The organism is Pseudomonas trivialis, assembly GCF_001439805.1.
GTDB classification, from domain to species: Bacteria; Pseudomonadota; Gammaproteobacteria; order Pseudomonadales; family Pseudomonadaceae; genus Aquipseudomonas; species Aquipseudomonas trivialis.
On the sequence record NZ_JYLK01000002.1, the window covers coordinates 221,102 to 245,504 of the forward strand.

24 protein-coding genes are annotated in these 24,403 nt (G+C 61.1%); 7 read left to right on the top strand and 17 right to left on the bottom strand.

Annotated features, from left to right (window positions below; genetic code table 11):
* Positions 1–5 precede the first annotated feature (5 nt).
* The 4 genes from gatB (at position 6) to TU79_RS04415 (ending at position 3,503) form a co-directional block, all read left to right on the top strand.
* Positions 6–1,451 (top strand): Asp-tRNA(Asn)/Glu-tRNA(Gln) amidotransferase subunit GatB, encoded by a 1,446-nt coding sequence (gatB, locus tag TU79_RS04400; protein ID WP_057006886.1) that lies wholly within the window; start codon positions 6–8, stop codon positions 1,449–1,451.
* A gap of 195 nt (positions 1,452–1,646) precedes the next feature.
* Complete coding sequence (locus TU79_RS04405) at positions 1,647–2,018, top strand: septal ring lytic transglycosylase RlpA family protein (RefSeq protein ID WP_057006887.1); 372 nt, start codon at positions 1,647–1,649, stop codon at positions 2,016–2,018.
* A 58-nt stretch (positions 2,019–2,076) separates the two neighbouring features.
* Positions 2,077–3,123 (top strand): calcium/sodium antiporter, encoded by a 1,047-nt coding sequence (locus tag TU79_RS04410; RefSeq protein ID WP_082638360.1) that lies wholly within the window; start codon positions 2,077–2,079, stop codon positions 3,121–3,123.
* Positions 3,120–3,503, top strand: a complete 384-nt coding sequence (locus TU79_RS04415; protein ID WP_057006888.1) for a carboxymuconolactone decarboxylase family protein — start codon at positions 3,120–3,122, stop codon at positions 3,501–3,503. The genes TU79_RS04410 and TU79_RS04415 overlap by 4 nt, the downstream gene beginning before the upstream one ends.
* A 22-nt stretch (positions 3,504–3,525) precedes the next feature.
* Here TU79_RS04415 and TU79_RS04420 read toward each other — a convergent pair whose 3' ends face one another.
* The 13 genes from TU79_RS04420 to rplM form a co-directional block, all read right to left on the bottom strand.
* Complete coding sequence (locus TU79_RS04420) at positions 3,526–4,467, bottom strand: AEC family transporter (RefSeq protein ID WP_057006889.1); 942 nt, start codon at positions 4,465–4,467, stop codon at positions 3,526–3,528.
* A 144-nt stretch (positions 4,468–4,611) separates the two neighbouring features.
* Positions 4,612–6,165, bottom strand: a complete 1,554-nt coding sequence (gene garD, locus TU79_RS04425; protein WP_057006890.1) for a galactarate dehydratase — start codon at positions 6,163–6,165, stop codon at positions 4,612–4,614.
* 11 nt (positions 6,166–6,176) lie between these two features.
* Positions 6,177–7,541 carry an MFS transporter gene (locus TU79_RS04430; RefSeq protein WP_057006891.1) on the bottom strand — a complete coding sequence of 455 codons (1,365 nt, stop codon included), beginning with the start codon at positions 7,539–7,541 and terminating at the stop codon, positions 6,177–6,179.
* 179 nt (positions 7,542–7,720) lie between these two features.
* The gene (locus TU79_RS04435; RefSeq protein WP_057006892.1) at positions 7,721–9,166 is read right to left on the bottom strand and encodes an aldehyde dehydrogenase family protein; all 1,446 of its coding nucleotides are present in this window, start codon (positions 9,164–9,166) and stop codon (positions 7,721–7,723) included.
* Positions 9,167–9,220: 54 nt separating this feature from the next.
* Positions 9,221–10,132, bottom strand: coding sequence for a 5-dehydro-4-deoxyglucarate dehydratase (gene kdgD, locus TU79_RS04440; protein WP_057006893.1), 912 nt, complete (start codon positions 10,130–10,132; stop codon positions 9,221–9,223).
* Positions 10,133–10,335: 203 nt separating this feature from the next.
* Entirely contained in the window at positions 10,336–11,085 is a 750-nt protein-coding gene (locus TU79_RS04445; protein ID WP_004372242.1) for a FadR/GntR family transcriptional regulator, read from the bottom strand.
* Between the two features lie 158 nt (positions 11,086–11,243).
* Positions 11,244–11,663 (bottom strand): ClpXP protease specificity-enhancing factor, encoded by a 420-nt coding sequence (locus TU79_RS04450; protein WP_057006894.1) that lies wholly within the window; start codon positions 11,661–11,663, stop codon positions 11,244–11,246.
* 17 nt (positions 11,664–11,680) lie between these two features.
* On the bottom strand, positions 11,681–12,298 hold the full coding sequence (locus TU79_RS04455) for a glutathione S-transferase N-terminal domain-containing protein (RefSeq protein WP_057006895.1): 618 nt from the start codon (positions 12,296–12,298) through the stop codon (positions 11,681–11,683).
* A 149-nt stretch (positions 12,299–12,447) separates the two neighbouring features.
* Complete coding sequence (locus TU79_RS04460; RefSeq protein WP_057006896.1) at positions 12,448–13,227, bottom strand: cytochrome c1; 780 nt, start codon at positions 13,225–13,227, stop codon at positions 12,448–12,450.
* Positions 13,227–14,438 (bottom strand): cytochrome b, encoded by a 1,212-nt coding sequence (locus tag TU79_RS04465; protein ID WP_057006897.1) that lies wholly within the window; start codon positions 14,436–14,438, stop codon positions 13,227–13,229. The genes TU79_RS04460 and TU79_RS04465 overlap by 1 nt, the downstream gene beginning before the upstream one ends.
* Positions 14,438–15,031, bottom strand: a complete 594-nt coding sequence (petA, locus tag TU79_RS04470) for a ubiquinol-cytochrome c reductase iron-sulfur subunit (protein WP_057006898.1) — start codon at positions 15,029–15,031, stop codon at positions 14,438–14,440. The genes TU79_RS04465 and petA overlap by 1 nt, the downstream gene beginning before the upstream one ends.
* Before the next feature lie 268 nt (positions 15,032–15,299).
* On the bottom strand, positions 15,300–15,692 hold the full coding sequence (rpsI, locus tag TU79_RS04475) for a 30S ribosomal protein S9 (protein WP_057006899.1): 393 nt from the start codon (positions 15,690–15,692) through the stop codon (positions 15,300–15,302).
* 14 nt (positions 15,693–15,706) lie between these two features.
* Positions 15,707–16,135: a 50S ribosomal protein L13 gene (gene rplM, locus TU79_RS04480; RefSeq protein ID WP_003171742.1), complete on the bottom strand. Its 429-nt coding sequence runs from the start codon at positions 16,133–16,135 to the stop codon at positions 15,707–15,709.
* A 249-nt stretch (positions 16,136–16,384) separates the two neighbouring features.
* Here rplM and TU79_RS04485 point away from each other — a divergent pair, with 249 nt between their 5' ends.
* Positions 16,385–17,425 carry an NADP(H)-dependent aldo-keto reductase gene (locus TU79_RS04485; RefSeq protein ID WP_057006900.1) on the top strand — a complete coding sequence of 347 codons (1,041 nt, stop codon included), beginning with the start codon at positions 16,385–16,387 and terminating at the stop codon, positions 17,423–17,425.
* A gap of 241 nt (positions 17,426–17,666) precedes the next feature.
* Positions 17,667–18,587: a GlxA family transcriptional regulator gene (locus tag TU79_RS04490; protein WP_173670284.1), complete on the top strand. Its 921-nt coding sequence runs from the start codon at positions 17,667–17,669 to the stop codon at positions 18,585–18,587.
* A gap of 77 nt (positions 18,588–18,664) precedes the next feature.
* Here TU79_RS04490 and zapE read toward each other — a convergent pair whose 3' ends face one another.
* The 3 genes from zapE to TU79_RS04505 all read right to left on the bottom strand — a co-directional run bounded on the left by zapE (position 18,665) and on the right by TU79_RS04505 (position 21,845).
* A complete protein-coding gene (gene zapE, locus TU79_RS04495) occupies positions 18,665–19,759 on the bottom strand; it encodes a cell division protein ZapE (RefSeq protein WP_057006902.1) in 1,095 nt (364 codons plus the stop codon).
* 79 nt (positions 19,760–19,838) lie between these two features.
* Complete coding sequence (locus TU79_RS04500; protein ID WP_057006903.1) at positions 19,839–21,191, bottom strand: tryptophan--tRNA ligase; 1,353 nt, start codon at positions 21,189–21,191, stop codon at positions 19,839–19,841.
* Between the two features lie 24 nt (positions 21,192–21,215).
* Positions 21,216–21,845 carry an alpha/beta hydrolase gene (locus TU79_RS04505; protein ID WP_057007061.1) on the bottom strand — a complete coding sequence of 210 codons (630 nt, stop codon included), beginning with the start codon at positions 21,843–21,845 and terminating at the stop codon, positions 21,216–21,218.
* Between the two features lie 147 nt (positions 21,846–21,992).
* On the opposite strand from TU79_RS04505, the gene TU79_RS04510 reads away from it, so the two are divergent.
* On the top strand, positions 21,993–22,430 hold the full coding sequence (locus tag TU79_RS04510) for a Z-ring associated ZapG family protein (RefSeq protein ID WP_004372274.1): 438 nt from the start codon (positions 21,993–21,995) through the stop codon (positions 22,428–22,430).
* Positions 22,431–22,627: 197 nt separating this feature from the next.
* Here TU79_RS04510 and TU79_RS04515 read toward each other — a convergent pair whose 3' ends face one another.
* Positions 22,628–24,352, bottom strand: coding sequence for an ABC transporter ATP-binding protein/permease (locus TU79_RS04515; protein ID WP_057006904.1), 1,725 nt, complete (start codon positions 24,350–24,352; stop codon positions 22,628–22,630).
* Positions 24,353–24,403: the final 51 nt, after the last annotated feature.

Sequence of the window (24,403 nt, forward strand, 5' to 3'; positions counted from 1 at the left end):
ACACTATGCAATGGGAAGTTGTGATCGGGCTGGAGATTCATACCCAGCTCGCCACCCAATCGAAGATTTTCTCCGGCAGCGCCACCACGTTCGGCGCAGGGCCCAACACCCAGGCCAGCCTCGTCGACCTGGGCATGCCCGGCGTGTTGCCGGTGCTGAACCAGGAAGCGGTGCGCATGGCGGTGATGTTCGGCCTGGCGATCGACGCCGAAATCGGCCAGCACAACGTGTTCGCGCGCAAGAACTACTTCTACCCGGACCTGCCCAAGGGCTACCAGATCAGCCAGATGGAATTGCCGATCGTCGGCAAGGGCTACCTGGACATCCCGCTGGAAGATGGCACCATCAAGCGCGTCGGCGTGACCCGTGCGCACTTGGAAGAAGATGCCGGCAAGAGCCTGCATGAAGAATTCAACGGCGCCACCGGCATCGACCTGAACCGCGCCGGCACGCCGCTGCTGGAGATCGTCTCCGAGCCGGACATGCGCAGCGCCAAGGAAGCCGTGGCCTACGTCAAGACGATCCACGCGCTGGTGCGTTACCTCGGCATCTGCGACGGCAACATGGCCGAAGGCTCTCTGCGTTGCGACTGCAACGTGTCGGTGCGGCCAAAAGGCCAGACCGAGTACGGCACACGCTGCGAGATCAAGAACGTCAACTCGTTCCGCTTCATCGAAAAGGCAATCAACACCGAAGTGCGTCGCCAGATCGAACTGATCGAGGACGGCGGCAAGGTCATACAGCAAACCCGCCTGTACGACCCGAACAAAGACGAGACCCGCGCCATGCGCAGCAAGGAGGAAGCCAACGACTACCGTTACTTCCCCGACCCGGACCTGCTGCCGGTGGTCATCGAGGACTCGTTCCTCAATGACATCCGCGCCACCCTGCCGGAGCTGCCGCCGCAGAAGCGCGAGCGCTTCCAGGCGCAGTTCGGCCTTTCGGAGTACGACGCCAGCGTGCTGGCCTCCAGCCGCGAGCAGGCCGACTACTTCGAAAAGGTCGTGAGCATTGCCGGTGACGCCAAGCTTGCGGCCAACTGGGTCATGGTCGAACTGGGCAGCCTGCTGAACAAACAAGCCCTGGAAATCGACGAAGCGCCGGTCTCGGCCGGGCAACTGGGCGGCATGCTGCTGCGCATCAAGGACAACACCATCTCCGGCAAGATTGCCAAGACGGTGTTCGAAGCGATGGCGGCAGGCGAAGGCAACGCTGACGAGATCATCGAGACGCGCGGCCTCAAGCAAGTCACCGACAGCGGCGCCATCTCCGCCGTGCTCGATGAAATGCTCGCGGCCAATGCCGAACAGGTCGAACAATACCGCGCGGCCGATGAAGCCAAGCGCGGCAAGATGTTCGGCTTCTTTGTCGGCCAGGCGATGAAAGCGTCCAAAGGCAAGGCCAACCCGCAACAGGTGAACGAGCTGCTCAAAAGCAAACTCGAAGGCTGATAGCGGTAGAGGGTCCGGGCGGGATTTCACCTCCAACCCGGACCCTTTGTGGAATCGGCCCCCATGTGGGAGGGGGCTTGCTCCCGATAGCGGTGTATCAGCTTGCACACCTGTGTCTGACACGCCGCTATCGGGAGCAAGCCCCTCCCCCATCAGCCCTCTTTTTTCACAGTTGATACGGGGGTAACGTCGAACATGAAGCGTCTACTCGGTCTCCTGGCCCTGTCTTCCCTGCTGGGCGGTTGCGCCAGCGGCCTTATCGACCCCAATGGCTACGACGAAACCGGCACCGCCTCCTATTACGGCGCCAAACACCATGGCAACCGCACCGCCAGCGGTGAACCCTTCAACCAGAACGCCCTGACCGCCGCCCATCGGCGCCTGCCCTTCGGCACGCAGGTCAAGGTGACCAATCTCGACAATAACCGCTCCGTGATCGTACGTATCAATGATCGCGGTCCGCATTCCCGTGGGCGCCTGATCGACCTTTCACGCCAGGCGGCCGCACAATTGGGCATGCTGAGCCGCGGCACTGCACGGGTTCGCGTGCAGGCCATGAGCAACTGAACAAGGAGCCTTGACCATTTTCGGACTCACCGCACTCTCGCCCTGGAGCCTGCTCGAACTGGTCAGCGGCCTGCTGCTGCTGATCGTCGGCGCCGAAGTCCTGGTGCGCGCCGCCGTGCGCCTGGCCGCCAGCCTCAAGGTGCGCCCGCTGATCATCGGCCTGACCATCGTCGCCTTCGGCAGCAGCGCGCCGCAGATGACCGTCAGCCTGCAGGCCACCCTCGCCGGCAATACCGATATCGCCGTGGGCAGCGTGATCGGCAGCAGCATCTTCAACGTCCTCGTCACCCTGGGCCTCGCGGCCCTGATCATCCCGCTGCGGGTGTCACGCCAGCTGGTACGCCTGGACATCCCGGTGATGATCGTCGCCGCGCTGCTGGTGTTCACCCTCGCGGCCAATGAGGAACTGACACCCCTCGACGGCCTGCTATTGCTGATCGCGCTGCTGGCCTACCTCGGCGTGCTGCATTACCAGACGCGCCATTCACGGCGCCCGCGCACTCTCGACACGGTGGCCCGGGCGCCGTGGCTGAGCAGCGTATTGCGCATCGTTGGCGGACTGCTGGTGCTGGTGCTGGCCGGGCATTTACTGCTTGGCGCGGCGGTGGACGTGGCGAGCGACCTGGGCCTGTCGGAGCGTATCGTCGGGCTGACGCTGATCGGCGTCGGCACGTCCCTGCCGTGCCTGGCGACGTCGCTGATCGCCGCCCTGCGCGGCGAGCGCGAGATTGCCGTGGGCAACGTCATCGGCAGCAACCTGTTCAACCTGCTCGGGGTGCTGGGGCTCACCGCCCTGCTCGCGCCGACGCCCCTGTCGGTGTCGCCCAATGCCGTGGACTTCGACCTGCCGGTGATGCTCGGCGTGGTGGTGCTGTGCCTGCCGGTGTTCTACAGCGGCTACCGCGTGACCCGCGCCGAAGGCCTGGTGATGCTGGGCCTGTACCTGGCGTATGGGCTGCATGTGATGGCGTTTACTACGGGCATGCCCCTGGCCGGCAAGCTTGAACACCTGATGCTGTATTACGTCCTGCCGGCGCTGGTGGCTTTTCTGTTGCTCAGCACGCTGCGCGCTTGGCGCCGCCAACACAAGAGGGAACCGCAATGACCGATCAGAAGAAAACCGGCGTCGCCATGCGTCGCCAGGTGATGGGCGATGTGTTCGTCGACCGCGCCCTGGGCAATGCCACCGAATTCACCCAGCCGTTGCAGGACTTCGTCAACGACCATGCCTGGGGCAGCGTGTGGAACCGCGAGGGGTTACCGCTCAAGACTCGCAGCCTGATTACCCTCGCCGCCCTCACCGCGCTCAAGTGCCCGCAGGAACTGAAGGGTCACGTGCGCGGTGCCTTGAACAATGGCTGTACGGTGGAAGAGATTCGCGAAGCCCTGCTGCATTGCGCGGTGTATGCGGGGGTGCCGGCGGCGATTGATGCATTTCGGGCGGCGCAGGAGGTGATTGAGGTGTATCAGGCAGAGCAGCAGTGATCTTCGGATAGCTATCGCAACCTCAGATCCATCCACCCGCCTGCAACACGAAAATCCCGATATTGGTGGTCACCGCTGCCATCAGAGTGGTGATCACGATAATCGCTGCCGCCAGCTCGTGATTACCCTCGGCCGCCCGGGCCATCACATAACTGGCTGCGGCGGTGGGCGCACCGAAGTACAGAAACAGAATCCCCAGCTCCGGCCCGCGAAAGCCCAGCAGCCAAGCCCCCAGGGTGGCGACGATCGGCAGCCAGACCATCTTCATCAGGCTCGCACTGAGCGCCATGTTGCCGCTTTTGCGCAGCGCCGCCAGGGACAAGGTGCCGCCGATGCAGATCAGCGCCAACGGCAGCGTGGTGTCGGCCAGGTACTGCATGGACTTTTCCAGCCAGCCGGGCACGCCAAGCTGGAAGTAGGCGAACGGCGCGGCGGCGAACACGCTGATGATCAGCGGATTGGCCAGCACACTCTTGCAGATGCTCCATGGGTCGGACTTGATCACCGGGCTGTACACCGCCAGCACGATGGTCGACAGCGTGTTGTAGAGCAGGATCACCAACGCCGCGAGGACGGCGCCCAGGGAGATGCCGTAGTCGCCGTACATGCTGGCGGCCAGCGCCAGGCCGATCACCCCGTTGTTGCCGCGAAACGCGCCTTGGGCATAGATACCCCGGTCCGCCGGCTTGCAGCGAAAAATCGCCCAGCCCCAGGCCACGGCAAAACTCAGCACGGTGGCGACCGCAAAATAGATCAGCAAGCCCGGTTGGAGCGCCGCATGCAGGTCGGCGTGCAGGATGCCGAGAAACAGCAGCGCCGGCATGGTGACGTTGAACACCAGGGAGGAAGCGGTGTGGATAAAGTTGTCGTTGATCCAGTTGATGCGCTTGAGCAGCACACCGAGAAACAGCATGGCAAACACCGGCGCGGTGATGGTGAGGGTGGTGAGGAAGATAGCCAGCATGCCGGGGAGAACCTTTGAGCGTCGTCAGAGGGTCAATGATAAGCCATGCGGCGCGGTGGCGTCTGGTAGCCCGCTCCCACATCTTGAACTGTGAATGCAGTCAAATGTGGGAGGGGGCTTGCTCCCGATACAGGCGACGCGGTCTCAGGTAATCGGCGCCGGATTGAACAGGGTAATGTCGTTATGCAGCTTGTGATGCTCGGCCCAGGTCTGTTTCTTGCCGCTGGCCACGTCCAGGTAGAAGTGGAACAACTCCCAGCCCAGCTCCTCGATGCTCGCCCGCCCCGTGGCGATGCGTCCGGCGTCGATGTCGATCAGGTCCGGCCAGCGCTGCGCCAGCTCCGTGCGCGTCGACACCTTCACCACCGGCGCCATCGCCAGCCCGTAGGGCGTGCCACGGCCAGTGGTGAACACGTGCAGGTTCATGCCCGCCGCCAGTTGCAAGGTGCCACACACAAAGTCGCTGGCCGGCGTCGCGCAAAAGATCAGGCCCTTGCTCTTGAAGCGCTCGCCGGGGCCCAGCACGCCGTTGATCGCGCTGCTGCCGGACTTGACGATGGAGCCCAGGGACTTCTCGACAATGTTCGACAACCCGCCCTTCTTGTTGCCCGGCGTGGTGTTGGCACTGCGGTCCGCCTCGCCCTTGGCCAGGTAACGGTCGTACCAGTCCATTTCCCGCACAAGCTCCTGGGCAATTTCCTTCGTTTGCGCGCGCGACGTGAGCAGGTAGATGGCATCACGGACTTCGGTCACTTCGGAAAACATCACCGTGGCGCCGGCCCGCAACAGCAGATCCGAGGCATAGCCCAGCGCCGGGTTGGCGGTGATGCCGGAGAACGCATCGCTGCCGCCGCACTGCATGCCCAGGATCAGCTCGGACGCCGGCACGGTTTCGCGGCGGCGCTGGTCGAGTTTTTTCAGGCGGGTTTCGGCCAGCGCCATGATCTGCTCGATCATTTCGGTGAACCCGTGGCTGGAATCCTGCAGCCGATACAGCCACGGCTCGCTCAGGTCGACCGAGCTGTCGTTCTCATGCATAACCTGCCCGGCCTGCAGTTTCTCGCAGCCCAGGCTGATCACCAGCGCCTCGCCGCCCAGGTTCGGGTTGCGCGCCAGGTTGCGCACGGTGCGGATCGGGATGTAGGCATCCGTCGCGGTGATCGCCACGCCGCAACCATAGCTGTGGGTCAGCGCCACCACGTCATCGACGTGAGGATACTTGGGCAGCAGTTCGTCCTTGATGCGCTTGACCGCATGGTCGAGTACACCGGTAACGCACTGCACCGTGGTGGTGATGCCGAGGATATTGCGCGTGCCCACGGTGCCGTCGGCGTTGCGATAGCCCTCGAACGTAAACCCTTCCAACGGCGCCTGGGTTTCAGGCACGTCGGTGGACAGCGGCAGGCTGTCCAGCGGCGGCGCGGTGGGCATGCGCAGTTGGTCTTCCTGCACCCAACTGCCGCGCGGAATCGGCGTCTGGGCATAACCGATGGTCTGGCCGTAGCGAATGATCTGACCGCCTTCGGGAATATCTTCCAGGGTCACCTTGTGGCTCTGGGGGATGAAATCCACGGTGACCAGGCCGTCCGGGAACTCGGTCCCGGCCGGGACGCCCTGGTCATTGACCACGATCACCACGTTGTCGCGCTCGTGCAAACGGATCGAGCGCGGCGAGTCGGCATGTTCAATCAATTGCATCACGAGGCCTCTCAGGAATGCGCTTCGGTTAGGTTGGTCAACGCTGGCCCCTTGCTTGGCGGCTCTTTGAGTACGACACGCTTGATCGGGCCGACAATGACCAGGTAGCTGAACACCGCCACCAGCGCGTTGGCGCCGACGAACACCAGCGCCCATTTGAACGAGCCGGTGGTGCTGATGATGTAGCCGATCACGATGGGCGTGGTGATCGACGCCAGGTTACCGAAGGTGTTGAACAAGCCGCCACTGAGGCCGGCGATCTGTTTGGGCGAGGTGTCGGACACCACCGCCCAACCCAGTGCGCCAACGCCTTTGCCGAAGAAGGCCAGGGCCATGAAGCCCACCACCATCCATTCGATATCCACGTAGTTGCAGGCCACGATGCTGCTGGAAATCAGCAGGCCGCCAATGATCGGCGCCTTGCGTGCGAAGGTCAGCGAATGCCCCTTGCGCAGCAGGTAGTCGGAAATCACCCCGCCCAGCACACCGCCGATAAAGCCGCAGATGGCCGGCAACGAGGCGATGAAACCGGCCTTGAGGATGGTCATGCCACGGTCCTGCACCAGGTACACCGGAAACCAGGTCAGGAAGAAGTAGGTGATGCCGTTGATGCAGTACTGGCCCAGGTACACGCCGAGCATCATGCGGTTGGTCAGCAACTGGCGGATGTAATCCCACTTCGGGCCGTCGGTTTTCTTGCCCTTGCCCTTGTCCTGATCCATGTCGACCATCGCGCCATTGGCCGCAATGTAATCGAGCTCGGCAGCGTTGATCATCGGGTGCTGGCGCGGGCTGTGGATCACTTTCAGCCAGACCAGCGAGAAGACGATGCCGATCACGCCCATCACGATAAACACGTGCTGCCAGCCGAAGCTGTAGACGATCCAGCCCATCAGCGGCGCGAACAGCACCGTGGCAAAGTACTGCGCCGAGTTGAAAATCGCCGACGCCGTGCCGCGCTCGGCCGTGGGAAACCACGCCGCGACGATACGGGCATTGCCGGGGAACGACGGTGCTTCGGCCAAGCCCACCATGAAGCGCAGCATGAACAGCGCGACCACGGCGGTGGAGATACCGAATTCACCGACATAGCCTTGCAGCACGGTGAACAGCGACCAGGTAAAGATGCTCAGCGCATAGACTTTCTTCGAGCCGAACCGGTCGAGCAACCAGCCACCGGGTATTTGTCCGGCCACGTAGGCCCAACCGAATGCAGAGAAGATATAACCGAGGGTGACCGCGTCGATACCGAGGTCTTTTTGCAGGCTGGAGCCGGCGATGGCGATGGTGGCCCGGTCGGCGTAGTTGATCGTGGTCACCAAAAACAGCATGAACAGGATCAAATAGCGGACATGGGTCGGCTTGGTCGCTTGCATGTAGAAGTACTCCCACTAATTATTTTTTTTGCGGGTAATCAAGTTGTGCTGCGGACACGGCCTCATGTAGGAGCTGGCTTGCCCGCGATACAGGCACTGCGGTGTGTCAGGCACACACCGGTGATGCTATCGCAGGCAAGTCAGCTCCCACACAAAGCAGGCGCCACAGGTGTTGCGTATTACGAACCGATGTAGCTGGTCTTGACCACGGTGTAGAACTCTTGCGCATAGCGGCCCTGCTCGCGCGAACCATAGGATGAGCCTTTACGGCCACCGAACGGCACGTGATAGTCCACGCCGGCGGTGGGCAGGTTGACCATCACCATCCCGGCCTGGGAGTGGCGCTTGAAGTGGTTGGCGTATTTCAGGGACGTGGTGGCAATGCCCGCCGACAAACCGAACTCGGTGTCGTTGGCCATCGCCAGCGCTGCCTCGTAGTCCGCCACACGTACCACGTTGGCGACTGGGCCGAAGATTTCTTCACGGCTGATGCGCATGGCGGCTTCGCTGTCGGCAAACAGCGTCGGCGCCAGGTAGTAGCCTTCAGTGTCGCAGGTCACCAGGCCGCCACCGCTCACCAGCCGCGCACCTTCGCTTTGGCCGATGTCGATGTATTTCAAGTCCTGGTCCAACTGGGCCTGGGACACTACCGGGCCGATGTCGGTGCCGCTGTTGAGGGCGTGGCCGACCTTGATCGATTTCATGCGCTCAGCCATCGCCGCGACGAACTGGTCGTGAATACCGGCGGTGACGATCAGGCGGCTGGACGCGGTGCAACGCTGGCCGGTGGAGTAGAACGCGCTCTGCACGGACAGCTCGACGGCCTGCTTGAGGTCGGCGTCATCGAGAATGATCTGCGGGTTTTTGCCGCCCATTTCCAATTGCACCTTGGCCTGGCGCGACACGCAACTGACGGCGATCTGGCGCCCGACACCCACGGAGCCGGTGAAGCTGATGCCATCGACTTTCGGGCTGTTGACCAGCACGTCACCGACCACGCGACCGCTGCCCATCACCAGGTTGAACACACCGGCAGGGAAGCCCGCGCGCGAGATGATCTCGGCCAGGGCCCAGGCGCAGCCGGGTACCAGTTCAGCCGGCTTGATCACCACGCAGTTGCCATAGGCCAGGGCCGGGGCGATTTTCCAGGCGGGGATGGCAATCGGGAAATTCCACGGGGTGATCAGGCCGACCACGCCCAGGGCTTCGCGAGTCACTTCAACGTTGACGCCCGGGCGTACCGAGGGCACGTAGTCGCCGGACAGGCGCAGGCATTCACCAGCAAAAAATTTGAAGATATTGCCGGCGCGGGTCACTTCACCGATGGCCTCGGGCAGGGTCTTGCCCTCTTCCCGGGCCAGCAGGGTACCGAGTTCTTCACGGCGCGCGAGGATTTCGCTGCCGACCTTGTCCAGCGCGTCATGGCGAGCCTGGATGCCGGAGGTGGACCAGGCCGGGAACGCAGCGCGGGCAGCGTCGATAGCGGCGTTGACCTGAGCGACATCGGCCTTGGCGTATTCACCAATGACATCGGACAACTCCGACGGGTTGAGGTTGATGCAGTAGTCGGCACCGGCTACCCATTGGCCATTGATGTAGTTTTCAAAACGCTTTGCTTGGGACACGAATCTTCTCCTGACGCAAAAGGCCGCTGATTGCTCAGCGGCCTTGTTGATAAGTTATTGCGGGCCTTGCTTGTCGATCAGCGCGGCCAGGGCTTCGTATTCTTCCGGCAGCAGGTCGGTCAGCGGCGTGCGCACCGGGCCTGCGTCGTAGCCGGCGATTTTCGCACCCGCCTTGACGATGCTCACGGCGTAGCCGGCCTTGCGGTTACGGATATCAAGGTACGGCAGGAAGAAGTCGTCGATGATTTTGCCAACGGTGGCGTGATCGTCCCTGGCAATCGCATGGTAGAAGTCCATCGCGGTTTTCGGGATGAAGTTGAACACCGCCGAGGAGTACACCGGCACGCCCAAAGCCTTGTAGGCCGCGGCGTAAACCTCGGCAGTCGGCAGGCCGCCGAGGTAGCTGAAACGGTCGCCCAGACGACGGCGGATCGACACCATCAACTCGATGTCACCCAGGCCGTCCTTGTAGCCGATCAGGTTCGGGCAGCGCTCGGCCAGGCGTTCCAGCAGCGGCGCAGTCAGGCGGCAGACGTTGCGGTTGTACACCACAACACCAATCTTGACCGATTTGCACACGGCTTCAACGTGGGCGGCAACCCCGTCCTGGCTGGCTTCGGTGAGGTAATGCGGCAGCAGCAGCAGGCCTTTGGCACCGAGGCGCTCGGCCTCTTGGGCGTATTCGATGGCTTGGCGCGTCGCACCGCCCACACCGGCGAGAATCGGCACGCTGGAGGCGCAGGTATCGACGGCGGTTTTCACCACCTGGGAGTATTCGCTGGCGGCCAGGGAGAAAAACTCACCGGTGCCGCCGGCTGCGAACAGCGCGGTGGCGCCGTAGGGGGCCAACCACTCGAGACGCTTGATGTAGCCCGCCTGGTGGAAATCACCCTGGGCGTTGAAATCGGTCACCGGGAAAGACAGCAGACCGTGGGAGAGGATGGACTTCAGTTCTTGTGGATTCATTATTCGAACACCCTGGGCGAAGACTTTCTGTCGAAAGGTTATTGTTGGTTGTAATGATGTCGTACGTCATCGTACAACTATAAAAGGATTCGTCAACTGCAATTCATCGCAACAGATGTGCTACGGGATTTTCCAGACCATGGAAATCAATGTGGGAGGGGGACAAGCCCCCTCCCACATGTTGACCGAGTGCAGCCTTCGGTTTAGTTGCGCTGCGCCTCTGCCTCTTCATGGGCATGACGCAGGCGTTCGCGGCTGTTGGTCAGGTGCAGGCGCATCGCGGCGCGTGCTGCGTCCGAATCCTGGCGGGCGATGGCGTCGTAGATTTCTTCGTGTTCGCGGCTCAGGCGGACCATGTAATGCTGCTGGTCGTCATGGGCCAGACGCGCCGAATTCAGGCGGGTTCGCGGAATGATGCTGGTGCCCAGGTGGGTCATGATGTCGGTGAAATAACGGTTGCCGGTGGACAGGGCGATTTCCAGGTGAAACGCAAAGTCCGAGGCCACCGCATCGCCGGCGTGGGCGGCGCTTTCGTTGAGCGCGTCGAGGGCGGCGCGCATGGCCGCCAGTTGCTCATCGCTACGGCGCAAGGCCGCCAGGCCCGCCGACTCCACTTCTAGGCTGATACGCAACTCGAGGATCGCCAGTACGTCACGCAAGGTCACCACGGTGGCCGGGTCAATGCGAAAGCCGCTGGGGCTTGGCGTATCCAGCACAAAGGTGCCGATGCCGTGGCGAGTCTCCACCTGCCCCGCCGCCTGCAGGCGCGAGATAGCTTCGCGCACCACCGTGCGGCTGACCCCATGGGCGTCCATGATCGCCGACTCGGTGGGCAACTTGTCACCACGCTTGAGCTGGCCGTCACGGATCTGCTCGGACAACACCGTGACCAATTCCTGGGCAAGGCTGCGGCGCTTGCGGGGAAGACGAGGGGCGGTGCTGGCGTTTTCCATGATGAATCATCTTTCTCGGTGAGCTTGAGCACGCATCATAGCCCATGGCGGTTGTACGATCACCGTCCAGGCGCGACTTTCACCCCTGTGCTGCGCGCAAAAAAATGCCCCGACACAGGCCGGGGCATTGATTCACAGCGTCCGCAAGGACAAACCGTTTACTTCACCACTTTCAAGCTCGGCCGGCCGCTGGGGCGCGGCGGCTCCGAATCCGGTGGCGGCAGATCATTACCGCCCTTGCCTTCGATGGACGGCTCGTCCTCGAAAGGCGATTCCAGATCGAAGACCATGCCCTGGCCATTTTCCCGGGCGTAAATGCCGAGGATGGCGCCAATCGGCACGAACAGCGTATGCGGCACACCGCCGAAACGCCCTTCGAAACTGACGGCTTCGTTGTCCATGTGCAGGTGGCGCACGGCACTGGGTGATACGTTCAGCACAATTTGTCCGTCACTGGCAAACCCCTGCGGCACATCCACCTTGGGGAATTCGGAATTGACCAGCATGTGCGGGGTGAAATCGTTGTCCACAATCCACTCGTAGAGCGCGCGGACCAAATAGGGTCGACTGGAGTTCATCAACGGCTCCTTAGGCCTTAGCGCATGTCGCGTTCGACACCAGACAGACTCGCCTGGAAAGCCTCACGCGCAAATTGGCGCTCCATGTAATCAAGCAACGGCTTGGCCGGCCGTGGCAGTTCAATGCCCAGAACCGGCAAGCGCCAGAGTATGGGTAATAGGCAGCAATCCACCAAACTTTGTTCCTCACTGAGGAAAAAAGGTTTATCCGCGAACAACGGCGAAACGCCTGTCAGGCTCTCGCGCAACTCCTTGCGCGCCACGACACGGGCTGCCTCTTTGCTGCGCGAATCGAGGATCACATCCACCAGCCCGCACCAATCGCGCTGGATCCGATGAATCAGCAGCCGGCTGTTGGCACGCGCCACCGGATACACCGGCAGCAAAGGCGGATGCGGGTAACGCTCATCCAGGTATTCCATCACCACGGTCGACTCCCACAACGCCAGGTCACGATCGACCAGGGTGGGCAAGCTGCCGTAAGGGTTCACTTCGATCAGCTTCGGCGGATGACGACCCGCTTCCACACTGATGATCTCGGCGCTGACACCCTTCTCTGCGAGCACGATGCGTACTCGGTGGGAATAGTGGTCGGCGGGGTCGGAGTAACAGGCCAACCGGTTGGTCACGCCCATGGCGGTCCTCCTCGCTTGTTGAAATTATCGAAAGCTCAAAAACGAGCGCGCCCAGGAGGCTTCTCTGCAGCACCCGGTTCAACCAGGTCGCCGTGTAGTCAGAGAAGTCGCTGGGCGCGCAAGATTAACAGCAATTGCTTACGGTTGGATCAATGCACATCCTTCCAGTATTCACGTTTGAGCAGATAGGCGAATACAAGGAAGAAAGCCAGGTAAAGCAAGACGTACGTACCGATGCGCTGATGCTGCAATTTGACCGGGTTGGCCGAGTAGGCCAGGAAGGTCACCAGGTTTCTGACCTTCTCGTCAAACTGCTCTTCGCTCAACGTACCGGTGTTGGGCACGATGGTCAGTTGATCACACGCTTGATGGGTCAGCGGCGTGCCGGTCAACGGATCAAATTGCTTCTTGCCGTCTTCAACGACCTGAACCTGCTTGCATCCTACCACCTGGCGGCCCTGCAGGCCGACCAGAACGTTCGGCATGCCCACATTCGGGAAAACCTTGTTGTTCACGCCCCATGGCCGGGCCGGGTCTTCGTAGAACGACGTGAGGTAGCCGTACAGCCAATCGGTGCCACGAACCCGGGCCACCAGCGTCAGGTCGGGCGGTACTGCGCCGAACCAGGCCTTGGCGTCCGCAGGCTGCATGCCAATGTCCATGGGGTCGCCGATTTTGGCGCCGGTGAACACCAGCTTCTCCAGCATCAGCGCGTGAGGGATGCCCAGGTCGTCCGCCACGCGCTCATAGCGCTGGTACTTGGCGCTGTGGCAGCCCATGCAATAGTTGACGAAGGTGCGCGCGCCGTCCTGCATGGCAGCCTTGTCGGACACGTCGATGTCGACGTGCTCCAGCGGCGCGTCATGCTCGGCGGCGCAGGACAGGAGTGGCAGCGCCGCCAGCATCAATGCCACGAACAGTTTTTTCATTAGCCCGTCACCCTTTCCGGTACCGGCCTGGTCTTCTCGAACCGGGTATAGAACGGCATCAGCATGAAGTAAGCGAAGTACAGGAAGGTGCAGACCTGCGACAGCACTGTGCGCCCAGGCGTCGGCGCCAGTAGCCCGAGCACGCCCAGGGTCACGAACGAAATACAGAACAGCCACAGCCAGATCCTGCTCAGCCAGCCCTTGTAGCGCATGGACTTGACCGGGCTGCGGTCGAGCCAGGGCAGCACGAACAGCAACGCAATGGCTGCGCCCATGGCGATCACGCCCATGAGTTTGTCGGGGATGGCGCGCAGGATCGCGTAAAACGGCGTGAAGTACCAGATCGGACCAATGTGCTCGGGTGTCTTGAAAGGGTTGGCGGGCTCGAAGTTGGGTTTCTCCAGGAAATACCCGCCCATTTCCGGGAAAAAGAACACGATCGAGCAGAACACGAATAGAAATACCACCACGCCGACAAGGTCTTTCACGGTGTAGTAAGGGTGGAACGGAATACCATCCAGCGGGATGCCGTGCTCATCCTTGTGCTGCTTGATGTCCACACCATCCGGGTTGTTGGACCCCACTTCGTGCAGCGCCAGGATGTGCAGCACCACCAGGCCCAGGATCACGATCGGCAGGGCCACTACGTGCAAGGCGAAGAAACGGTTCAGGGTGATGCCGGAGACCAGGTAGTCGCCACGGATCCACTGGGCCAGGTCGTTGCCGATCACCGGAATTGCGCCGAACAGCGAGATGATCACCTGAGCGCCCCAGTACGACATCTGCCCCCATGGCAGCAGATAGCCCATGAAGGCTTCCGCCATGAGCGCCAGGTAGATCAGCATGCCGAACACCCACACCAGCTCGCGGGGCTTCTGATAGGAACCGTAGAGCAGGCCACGAAACATGTGCAGGTAGATGACGATGAAAAACATCGACGCGCCTACGGCATGCAGCGTTCGAAGGATTGCTCCGTGGTTGACGTCACGCATGATGCCCTCGACGGAGGCGAACGCCTCTTCGGCGGTGGGCGTGTAGCTCATGGTCAGCCAGACGCCGGTGATGATCTGGTTGAACAGCACCAGCAAGGCCAGGGAGCCGAAGAAGTAAAAGAAGTTGAAGTTCTTCGGCACGTAGTACTTGCTTAGGTGGCCTTCCCACATTTTGGTGGCGGGAAAGCGCGCATCGATCCAGTCCATGAACTTGCTCATCACCCATTTTCCTTGTCGAGGCCAATGACAATCAGGTCGTCCGTTTCGTAGGAATGCGGCGGCACGGGCAAGTTCAGCGGCGCGGGCTGGGATTTGTAGACGCGCCCGGCGAGGTCGTAGCGGGAACCGTGGCACGGACAGAAGTAGCCGCCAATCCAGTCCTTGCCCAGGTCGACCGGTGCTACTTCAGGGCGAAAGGTCGGTGAGCAGCCCAGGTGAGTACACAGACCGACCAGCAGCAGAATCTCGGGCTTGATCGAACGCACTTCATTCCTGGCGTAAGGGGGCTGGTCGGAGTTCTCGGAGCCGGGGTCAGACAGACGGCCTTCGAGGTTTTTCAGGTTCCTGAGGATTTCCTCGGTACGGCGCACAATGAACACCGGCTGGCCGCGCCACTCGGCAATCATCTGCTGCCCCGGCTCGATCTTGCTGACATTCACCTTCACCGGCGCGCCCGCAGCTTTCGCCTTGGCACTGGGAGACCATGACCCCACGAACGGGACCGCAGCCCCCACCGCTCCCGCAGCACCCACCACGGAGGTGGCTGCTACCAGGAAGCGACGCCGGCCTGCATTCACGCCGTCATTGCTCATTCAGTCCTCTCCCCATCGGCTCTATAGCCTGCTAAATCAGGCGCTCGCTCAGCGTTGAATCTCTGCCTGTAAAAAAATGTCGTCGGATGCTGGTTAAAAGCCACGCAGTGAAAAGGGAGTTACCCTGAGCCTGACCATCAGCCTTTGAAGTATAAGGGCTCTACAGACGTCGCAGGTTGTCTCGGTGGAAAATGCGCATAAATCCCGGGCAATAAAAAACGCCCAGCTCCGTGAGGAGACTGGGCGTTTTTGTGGAACGTAAAGCGAATTAACGCTTCGAGTACTGCGGACGCTTACGCGCTTTACGCAGACCGACTTTCTTACGTTCAACTTCACGGGCATCGCGAGTCACGAAGCCAGCTTTGCGCAGAGCGCCACGCAGGGTTTCGTCGTACTGCATCAGAGCGCGAGTGATACCGTGGCGGATTGCGCCAGCCTGACCACTTACACCGCCACCGACAACAGTGACGTAGATGTCGAACTTTTCAACGGTCTCGGTCAGTTCCAGCGGCTGACGAACTACCATGCGGGCAGTTTCGCGACCGAAGAAATTTTCCAGAGTGCGGTTGTTGATCGAGATGTTACCAGTGCCCGGACGCAGGAAAACGCGTGCGGTTGCGGTTTTGCGACGGCCAGTGCCGTAATTTTGAGTCGCCGACATAATGAACTATTCCGTTAAAACTTCAGTTCTTGGGGCTGCTGAGCAGCATGAGGGTGTACAGCGCCCGCATAGACTTTCAGCTTGCGAAACATATCGCGACCCAGTGGGCCCTTCGGCAGCATGCCTTTGACCGCGATTTCGATCGGGGCTTCAGGCTTCTTGGAGATCAGGCCTTCAAAGTTGGAAGACTTGATACCGCCTGGGAAACCGGAGTGACGGTAGTACATTTTGTCTTGCGCTTTGTTGCCGGTAACACGTACCTGCTCAGCGTTGATGATCACGATGTAGTCACCGGTATCAACGTGAGGGGTGTACTCAGGCTTGTGCTTGCCACGCAGACGGCTGGCGACTTCAGTGGCCAGACGACCCAGGGTCTGACCAGCGGCGTCGACGACAAACCAGTCGCGCTGAACTGTTTCCGGTTTTGCAGTAAAAGTTGTCATTCTTTAATAGCCTCAGGGGCCGCCCTGTAAATTAGACGGCGGATCTTACTGAATAGTGCGTACTTTGACAAGTCAAAGGCAGCCGGATACAGACGCTATCGGGGGCTCGGGTCGGCGCGTCCGTTCAACGGCAAGATTCTTCGGCAGACGGCGCATCACTTCCACTGCAGAAAGAGGTGGGCAATTATGCAGATTGCGAAAAAAAATTCAACCTGCTTTTATGATTGTTTTCCCTGCAAGGAGTACCCGATGGATTATCGACAGCTGGGCCGTACGGATCTGAACGTGAGCGCGATAGCCTTGGGCACCATGACCTGGGGTGAGCAGAACAGCGAGGCAGAGGCTTTCGCACAGATCGAGCGGGCCAAGGCGGCCGGGATCAACTTCCTCGATACCGCCGAAATGTACCCGGTGCCGCCCAAGGCCGACACCTATGCCACCACCGAGCGGTATATCGGCAACTACTTCCAAAGCCGCGGCGACCGGGCCGACTGGATCCTCGCCAGCAAGATCGCCGGCCCCGGCAACGGTATCGACTATATCCGTGACCGTAACCTCAAACACAACCGCACCCACATCGTGCAGGCGCTGGACGCCAGCCTCAAGCGCCTGCAAACCGACTGGATCGACCTGTATCAACTGCACTGGCCGGAGCGCAACACCAACTTCTTCGGCAAGCTGAGCTACCAGCACGAGGATCAGCCGGACCTCACCCCGCTGGAGGAAACCCTCGAAGCGCTGGACGAGCAGGTCAAGGCCGGCAAGATCCGCCACATCGGCCTGTCCAACGAAACCCCCTGGGGCACCATGAAATTCCTCGCCCTGGCCGAAGCCCGTGGCTGGCCGCGCGCGGTGTCGATCCAGAACCCCTACAACCTGCTCAACCGCAGCTTTGAAGTGGGCCTGGCGGAAGTCGCCATTCGCGAACAGTGCGGCCTGCTGGCCTACTCGCCGCTGGCGTTCGGCATGCTCAGCGGCAAATACGAAGGCGGCGCGCGCCCGGCCAAGGCTCGCCTGACCGAATACAGCCGCTTCAGCCGCTATTTCAATCCGCAGTCGGAAGCCGCGTGCAGTCGCTATGTGGCGTTGGCGCGGGAGCACGGCCTGGACCCGGCCCAAATGGCCCTGGCGTTCGTCACGCAGCAGCCGTTCGTGACCAGCAATATCATCGGCGCTACAAGCCTTGCGCAACTGGACAGCAACATTGCCAGTGCCGAGCTGAAGCTGTCGAAGGAGGTACTGGAAGGAATTGAAGCGATTCAGAAAGAGCACCCCAACCCTGCACCTTGATTGATCTGTAGACCGCCATCGCAAGCAAGCCCCTCTCCACACGTGATGTGTGAACGCGCAGGGAACCTGCTTTCGATGGCGTCACGGGGCACTGGACACACACGACGAAAAATAAGACGATCCAGCCGTCTGGTGACCACTTTCCCCTATAAGAATAAATGAAATCATGTCCAACCAAGCCTCCACGCCGTTGCGGCGCGTCAGCATCCTGGCCATTGACCGGGTGTTCGCGTCCACGCTCATGCAAGCCAAGGATTTCTTTCACCTCGCCAGCCTGCGCTACGGCAAACAGCAGGGCCTGGGCCTGACCCCGGGCTTCGAAACCCGCCTGGTCAGCCCCGACGGCCAACCGGTGCGCAGCTTCAGCGACGTGATCATGCCGGTGGACGGCGGCCTGGAAGACGCCGACATCATCGTGTTGCCGGCCTTTTGGGATGACTTCCAGACCCTGTGCACCCGCTACCCGCAAGTGCTGCCATGGCTGCGCGAACAACACGCCCGCGGCGCCGTACTCTGCGGCGAAGCCACCGGGGTATTCTGGCTGGCCGAAGCCGGCCTGCTCGATGGCAAGGAGGCGACCACCTATTGGCGCTTCTTCACGGCCTTCAGCGAGCGCTTCCCCCAGGTGCACCTCAATCAGGACAAGCACCTGACCGACGCCGACAACCTGTATTGCGCCGGCGGCACCACCTCGGCCTGCGACCTCTACATCTACCTGATCGAACGTTTCTGCGGCGCCAATATCGCCCAGGCGGTGGCCCGCGACATCCTCTATGAGGTGCAGCGCAGTTATTCGCCGGGACGCATCGGCTTTGGCGGGCAGAAGCTGCACCAGGACGTGATCATCCTGCAGATCCAGCACTGGCTCGAAGAGCATTTCGCCGACAAGTTTCGCTTCGAAGACGTGGCCCGCGAGCACGGCATGAGCATTCGCAATTTCATGCGCCGCTTCCAGACCGCCACCGGCGACAAGCCGCTGCACTACCTGCAGCGCCTGCGTATCGAGACGGCCAAGGGCCTGCTCTCGGGCAGCCGCAAGAGCATCAAGACCATCAGCTATGAGGTGGGGTATGACGATGCGAGTTTCTTTGCGCGGTTGTTCAGGCAGCACACCGAACTGTCACCGAACCAATACCGCCAGCAGTTCCAGCAAGCGGCTTAACCGGGGATATACACAAAACCAATGTGGGAGGGGGCAAGCCCCCTCCCACATTAAAACTCCACAGCGCTGGAAACTGCTTACGGCTTGTGCCCGCGCGACAGAAACTCGTGGGACTGCATCTCCAGCAAACGACTCAAGGTGCGCTGGAACTCGAAGTTCAAGCGTCCGCCGGTATACAGGTCCTTGAGCTCGACTTCCGCCGAGATGATCAGCTTGACGTTACGGTCATAGAACTCATCGACCATGTTGATGAACCGCCGTGCAATATCGTCAGTGGTCACACTCATCTGCTCCACGCCGCTGAGGATCACCGCGTGGAAGATCTTGCCCAGTTCGATGTAGTCGTTCTGGCTGCGCGGGCCGTCGCACAGTTGACGGAATTCGAACCAGGCCACGTCGTCGCAGGTACGCAAGGCGATGATTTCGCGGTTCTCGATCATCAGCTTGTCGTTTTCCACCGCCTGGGTGCATTCCGGCGTCAGCGCGCGGAAGCTTTTCTTCAGACTTTCCTGGGCCGCCTCGTTCAACGGGAAGTGGAACAGCTCCGCCTGTTCGAGATGGCGCAGGCGGTAATCGACGCCGCTGTCGACGTTGACGATCTCGGTGTTCTGCTTGATCAACGCAATCGCAGGCAGGAAGCGCGCACGCTGCAGGCCGTCCTTGTACAAGCCGTCTGGCACAATGTTCGAGGTGGCGACCAGGGTCACGCCGTTCTTGAACAGCTCTTCCATCAAGGTGCCGAGGATCATCGCGTCGGTGATGTCGGAGACGAAGAACTCATCGAAACAAATCACCTTGGCTTCGTCGGAAAAGCGCTTGGCGATGATGGTCAGCGGGTTTTTCTCGCCCGGCAGGGTTTTCATCTCTTCGTGCACGCGCTTCATGAAGCGGTGAAAGTGCGTGCGCACCTTTTCCTTGAACGGCAGCGCTTCGAAGAAGGTGTCCACCAGGTAGGTCTTGCCCCGGCCGACGCCGCCCCAGAAGTACAGGCCCTTGACCGGCGTCTGGTCTTTCTTGCCAAACAGCTTGCTGAACATCCCGGGCTTGTTCTGCGAAGCCGCGACGAGGTCGTCGTACAAGCGCTGCAAATGACGCACGGCGTTTTCCTGCGCCGCGTCATGGAAGAATTCAGGGCGTTTCAGATCAGCTTGATATCGTTCTAGGGGCGTCATAATTTCGTTAGCAAGGCAACAAAAACGGGCCGTCACTGTAACGACGGCCCTGGATAATGGCAATCAACCCTTGGTCGGGTTAATCCTCGAGGGGGGTCAACGCAATGCGCAAGGCGGCGATGGCGGCATCGCGCGACGCTTCGTCGGCGAACTCGGCACTGTCGGCCACCGGGTTGCCGTCCAGCCATACGCTGAAGGCCAGGCCTTCGTGGCGCAGGTCCAGCGCTTCGCCGCTTTGCAGTTGTTTGGTCACCGCGCCCGCCGCTTTGCCATCGGCGAAACTGCGCGACAGCAGCAGTTGCTCGCCATCGGCGGCCAGGAGACGAAAGCGAAAACTGTCGTCTTCGCGAAAGCTCACAAAACGCGCGGTTTTCGCGGCTTTCTTTTTCGTGGCGACCGGCGCCGCAGCCTGTTCGACGAACGAACGCAGGCCAACCGCCTCGCGCAGTTCAGCCAGAAACGGTGCGACCAAGGCGCGGGCTTTCTTCGCGCCCACCAGCAGCAAGTCTTCCATGTCCGACGGGCGCGACATCAGCGTGTGATAACGCTCGCGGGCTTCGCCAAGCTGGCCGTCGAGCAGTTGGAACAGGCGGTTCTTCGCCTCGCCCCAGCCCAGGCCCTCTAATAACTCAGCGCGGAACTGTTCTTCCTCGGCCTTGCTGGCAAACGCCTGGTACAGGGTGAACAGGTGTGAATTGTCCGGGGCCTTGGCTTCGCCCGGTGCGCGGGAATCGGTGACGATGCGCGAGATCGCGTCCTTCATGTCCCTGGCGCTGGTGAACAAGGGGATAGTGTTGTCGTAGCTCTTGGACATCTTGCGGCCATCCAGGCCCGGCAAGGTGGCGACGCTTTCTTCGATCAGCGCCTCGGGCATGGTGAAAAACTCCTTGCCCTTACCGAACAGGTGGTTGAAACGCTGGCCGATATCCCGGGCCATTTCCACGTGCTGGATCTGATCGCGACCGACCGGCACCTTGTGCGCGTTGAACATCAGGATGTCCGCTGCCATCAGCACCGGGTAGCTGTACAGGCCCATGCTGATGCCCGCATCCGGGTCTTCGCCGGCCTCCACGTTCTTGTCCACCGAAGCCTTGTAGGCATGCGCGCGGTTGAGCAGGCCCTTGGCCGCCACGCAGGTCAGCAGCCAGGTCAGCTCGGGGATTTCCGGGATGTCGGACTGGCGATAGAACGTCACCCGGTTCACATCCAGGCCACCGGCCAGCCAGGTCGCGGCGATTTCCATGCGCGAGCGCTGGATGCGCTGCGGGTCATCGCACTTGATCAGGGCGTGGTAGTCGGCCAGGAAGTAGAAGGAGTCGGCATTGGCGTCCTGGCTGGCGAGGATCGCCGGGCGAATCGCACCGGCGTAGTTGCCCAGGTGCGGCGTGCCGGTGGTGGTAATGCCGGTGAGGATACGGGTACGAGTCGTCATGGGTAATCGCTTGTCAGACTGCTGTCAATTCGAGAGGCGCGGCAGCACCAGATCCTTCAGATCGGTGAGCTTGCCATGAAAAAAGTGCCCGCATTCTGCCACTTTCAGCAGCTCATGGGGGCGATTCAAGGCGACGGACCAGTCGTAGACGAGTTGCGGGTCGACCACTTCGTCGGTTTCCGGCTGGATCACGGTCAGCGGGCAGCCCAGCGGCAGCACATCGGTATCGCGCAGGCGCATCACCGCAGCCGCGACCATGAACAAATGCGCGAGGTGTTCGCCCCTGGCTTCCAGGCGCCCGCCGAGGCTGGCGGCCACATAACCGCCGAACGAAAACCCCAGCAGGGTGATCGGCAGGTCGGGGTGTTTTTCTCGCAGCCAGGTGGCGGCCGCCTCGGCATCGTCGACTTCACCGGCGGCCATGTCATGGGTGCCAGCACTGGCGCCGACGCCACGGTAATTAAAACGCAGCGTAATCAAACCGGCATCGCGCGCGGTGCGCTGCAGGGTCGAAACGACTTTATTGAGCATGGTCCCGCCCTGCACCGGGTTGGGATGGCAGATCAGCGCCAGGCCGCGTGGCTCGGGGTGATCCAGGTACAGGGCTTCCAATTGGCCCACCGGGCCATCGATCAAAACGGGGGTTTCACGCATGAGCAAGAGATGAACTCCGTGACCTCTCAAAGGGTCGACTCGTCTAGCTAAAAGTCTGTGCATGGCATCATTGCGAGCTTAATCGCGGTATACAGCGCAGGTCCGAGCCGTTAACGTAAAGCAAAGCCGTTTATAGAGGAAGGACTCGTGGAACACTCGCTCTTAGTTTGGTTGTTGCCGACTCTTGCCCTGGTTGCCGGTGTCGCCATTGGATTCCTGGTTGCTCGCCTGCTGCCGAATGCCGCGCCTAACCGCACGCAGCGTCAGTTGGATGACATTCAGGAACGTTTTGACAGTTATCAGAACGAGGTTGTTACCCACTTCAACAGCACCGCGACCCTGGTCAAGAAACTCACCCAGAGCTACCAGGATGTACAGGACCATCTCGCCGATGGCGCCAACCGTCTGGCCCTGGATGACATCACCCGCCAGCGCCTGCTGGCCGCGCTGCATTCCGATGCACCGCAAGCGCCACGGGAACGCCTGACCCCACCTCGGGAAAACCAGGAGCCACCACGGGACTACGCGCCAAAAACGCCGAACGCCCCCGGCATGCTGGATGAGCATTACGGCTTGAAGAAGTAAGTCTTTTCAGGCACGACAAAAAGCCCGGCTGATCGATGATCAGCCGGGCTTTTTGTTTGAGACTCACGTCTCCAAAACAACAAACATCAAATGTGGGAGGGGGCTTGCTCCCGATAGCAATGCATCAGTCAGCTCACCTGTAACTGACACACCGCTATCGAGAGCAAGCCCCCTCCCACACTGACCGCATCCAGGGTTCAGGAAACGGATTGCTCCTGCAACCAGCCACCCTCAATCCGCACATGCCGCCCATGGAAGCGCTTGAGGCTGCTGCGATGGCCGACGCTGACGATGCTCAGCCCCGGCAGCTCATCGATCAAGGCTTGATACAGGCTGGCCTCATCCTCCTCATCCATGGCCGACGTCGCCTCGTCCATGTACAGCCACTGCGGCGCGAACAACAAGGCGCGGGCAAAGGCCAGACGCTGCTGCTCGCCGGGCGAAAGCATGCGCTGCCAGTGGTTGGCCTCGTCCAGGCGCGCAACCAGTTGCGGCAGGCGGCAGGTTTCCAGCACCTGTGCATAACGTTCGGCCGTGTAGGCGCTGTCGTCCTGTGGATAACTCAACACCGCCTTCAACGTGCCGATCGGCAGGTAAGGCTTTTGCGGCAGGAACAGATAACGTGCCGCCGGCAGGCGGATGCTGCCGTGCCCCGCCGGCCACAAGCGGCCCATGGCACGCAGCAGGGTGCTCTTGCCGCTGCCGGAGCGACCGCTGAGCATCAGGCGCTGGCCCGGCTCGACAATCATGTTCGCATCGGTGAGCAAGTGACGGCCATCCGCCAGGTTCATGCCCAGGCCTTGCACCATCAGGCGGTCGCCGTCGGCATTCACCTCGATAGCGGCCGGACGCTGCTCGTTTTCCGTCATGGCTTGCTGGAAGCTCAACAAACGGTCACTGGTGGCGCGCCAGGCGGCAAGGTCGGTATAGGCACTGATAAACCAGCTGAAGTTGCCCTGCACGTTGCCGAACGCCGAGTTGATCTGCATCAGCTCGCCCAGCTCGATCTTGCCGGCGAAGTAACGCGGGGCCGCCACGATAAACGCGAACACGATAGCGATTTGCTCGTAACCGGCGGTGAAAAAGGTCAGGCGCTTGGACACTTTCATGATGTCCCAGTAGTTGTGCCACACACGGCCGAAACGCGTCTTCAGGCGCTCGTTCTCGTTGGGTTCGCCGTTGTACAGGGCGATGCTCTCGGCATTCTCGCGCACCCGCACCATGGAGAAACGCAGGTCAGCCTCGAAGCGTTGCTGCTGGTTGCTCAAGCCGATCAGGCGACGCCCGATCAGATGGGTCAGCCAACTGCCGACCCCGGCATACACCAGTGCACACCAGAACATGTAACCCGGAATGGTGATGCCGAACACTTCGATGCTGCCCGACACGCCCCACAGGATCACGGAGAACGACACCAGGCTGACGACGTTGCGCAGCAGCCCCAGGCCGAGGCCCAGGGTGTTGGTGGTGAAACTGTTGAGGTCTTCGGAAATCCGCTGGTCGGGGTTGTCGGTGTAACCGCCCTGCTCCAACTGGTAATAATTCTTGTGGGCCAGCCAGCGCGCGAAGTGTTTTTCGGTCAGCCAGGCGCGCCAGCGGATGGTCAGCATCTGCGTCAGGTACAAGCGGTAGACCGCCCCAAGGATGGCCACTGTCGCGATCCCGCAAAAATAGCCGATCAGTTGCCAGAACGCGGCGGTGTCCTTCTTCTCCAGTGCGTTGTAGAAATCCTTGTACCAGTGGTTGATCCACACGGAGATCGCCACGCTGAACAGTGACAGCGCAATCACTGCCGCCAGCAGCAACCAGGCCCTGCCCTTCTCCTCACTGCGCCAGTACGGCGTGATCATCGCCCAGGTTCGACGGAAGAATTGCCCATGCACGGCGTCATTGACCGCGGAATACTCTGCGTTCTGGTTCATCGTTCAGGCTCTGTAGGAAAAATGGCAGGCGTTTGAACCGATCATAAGGGA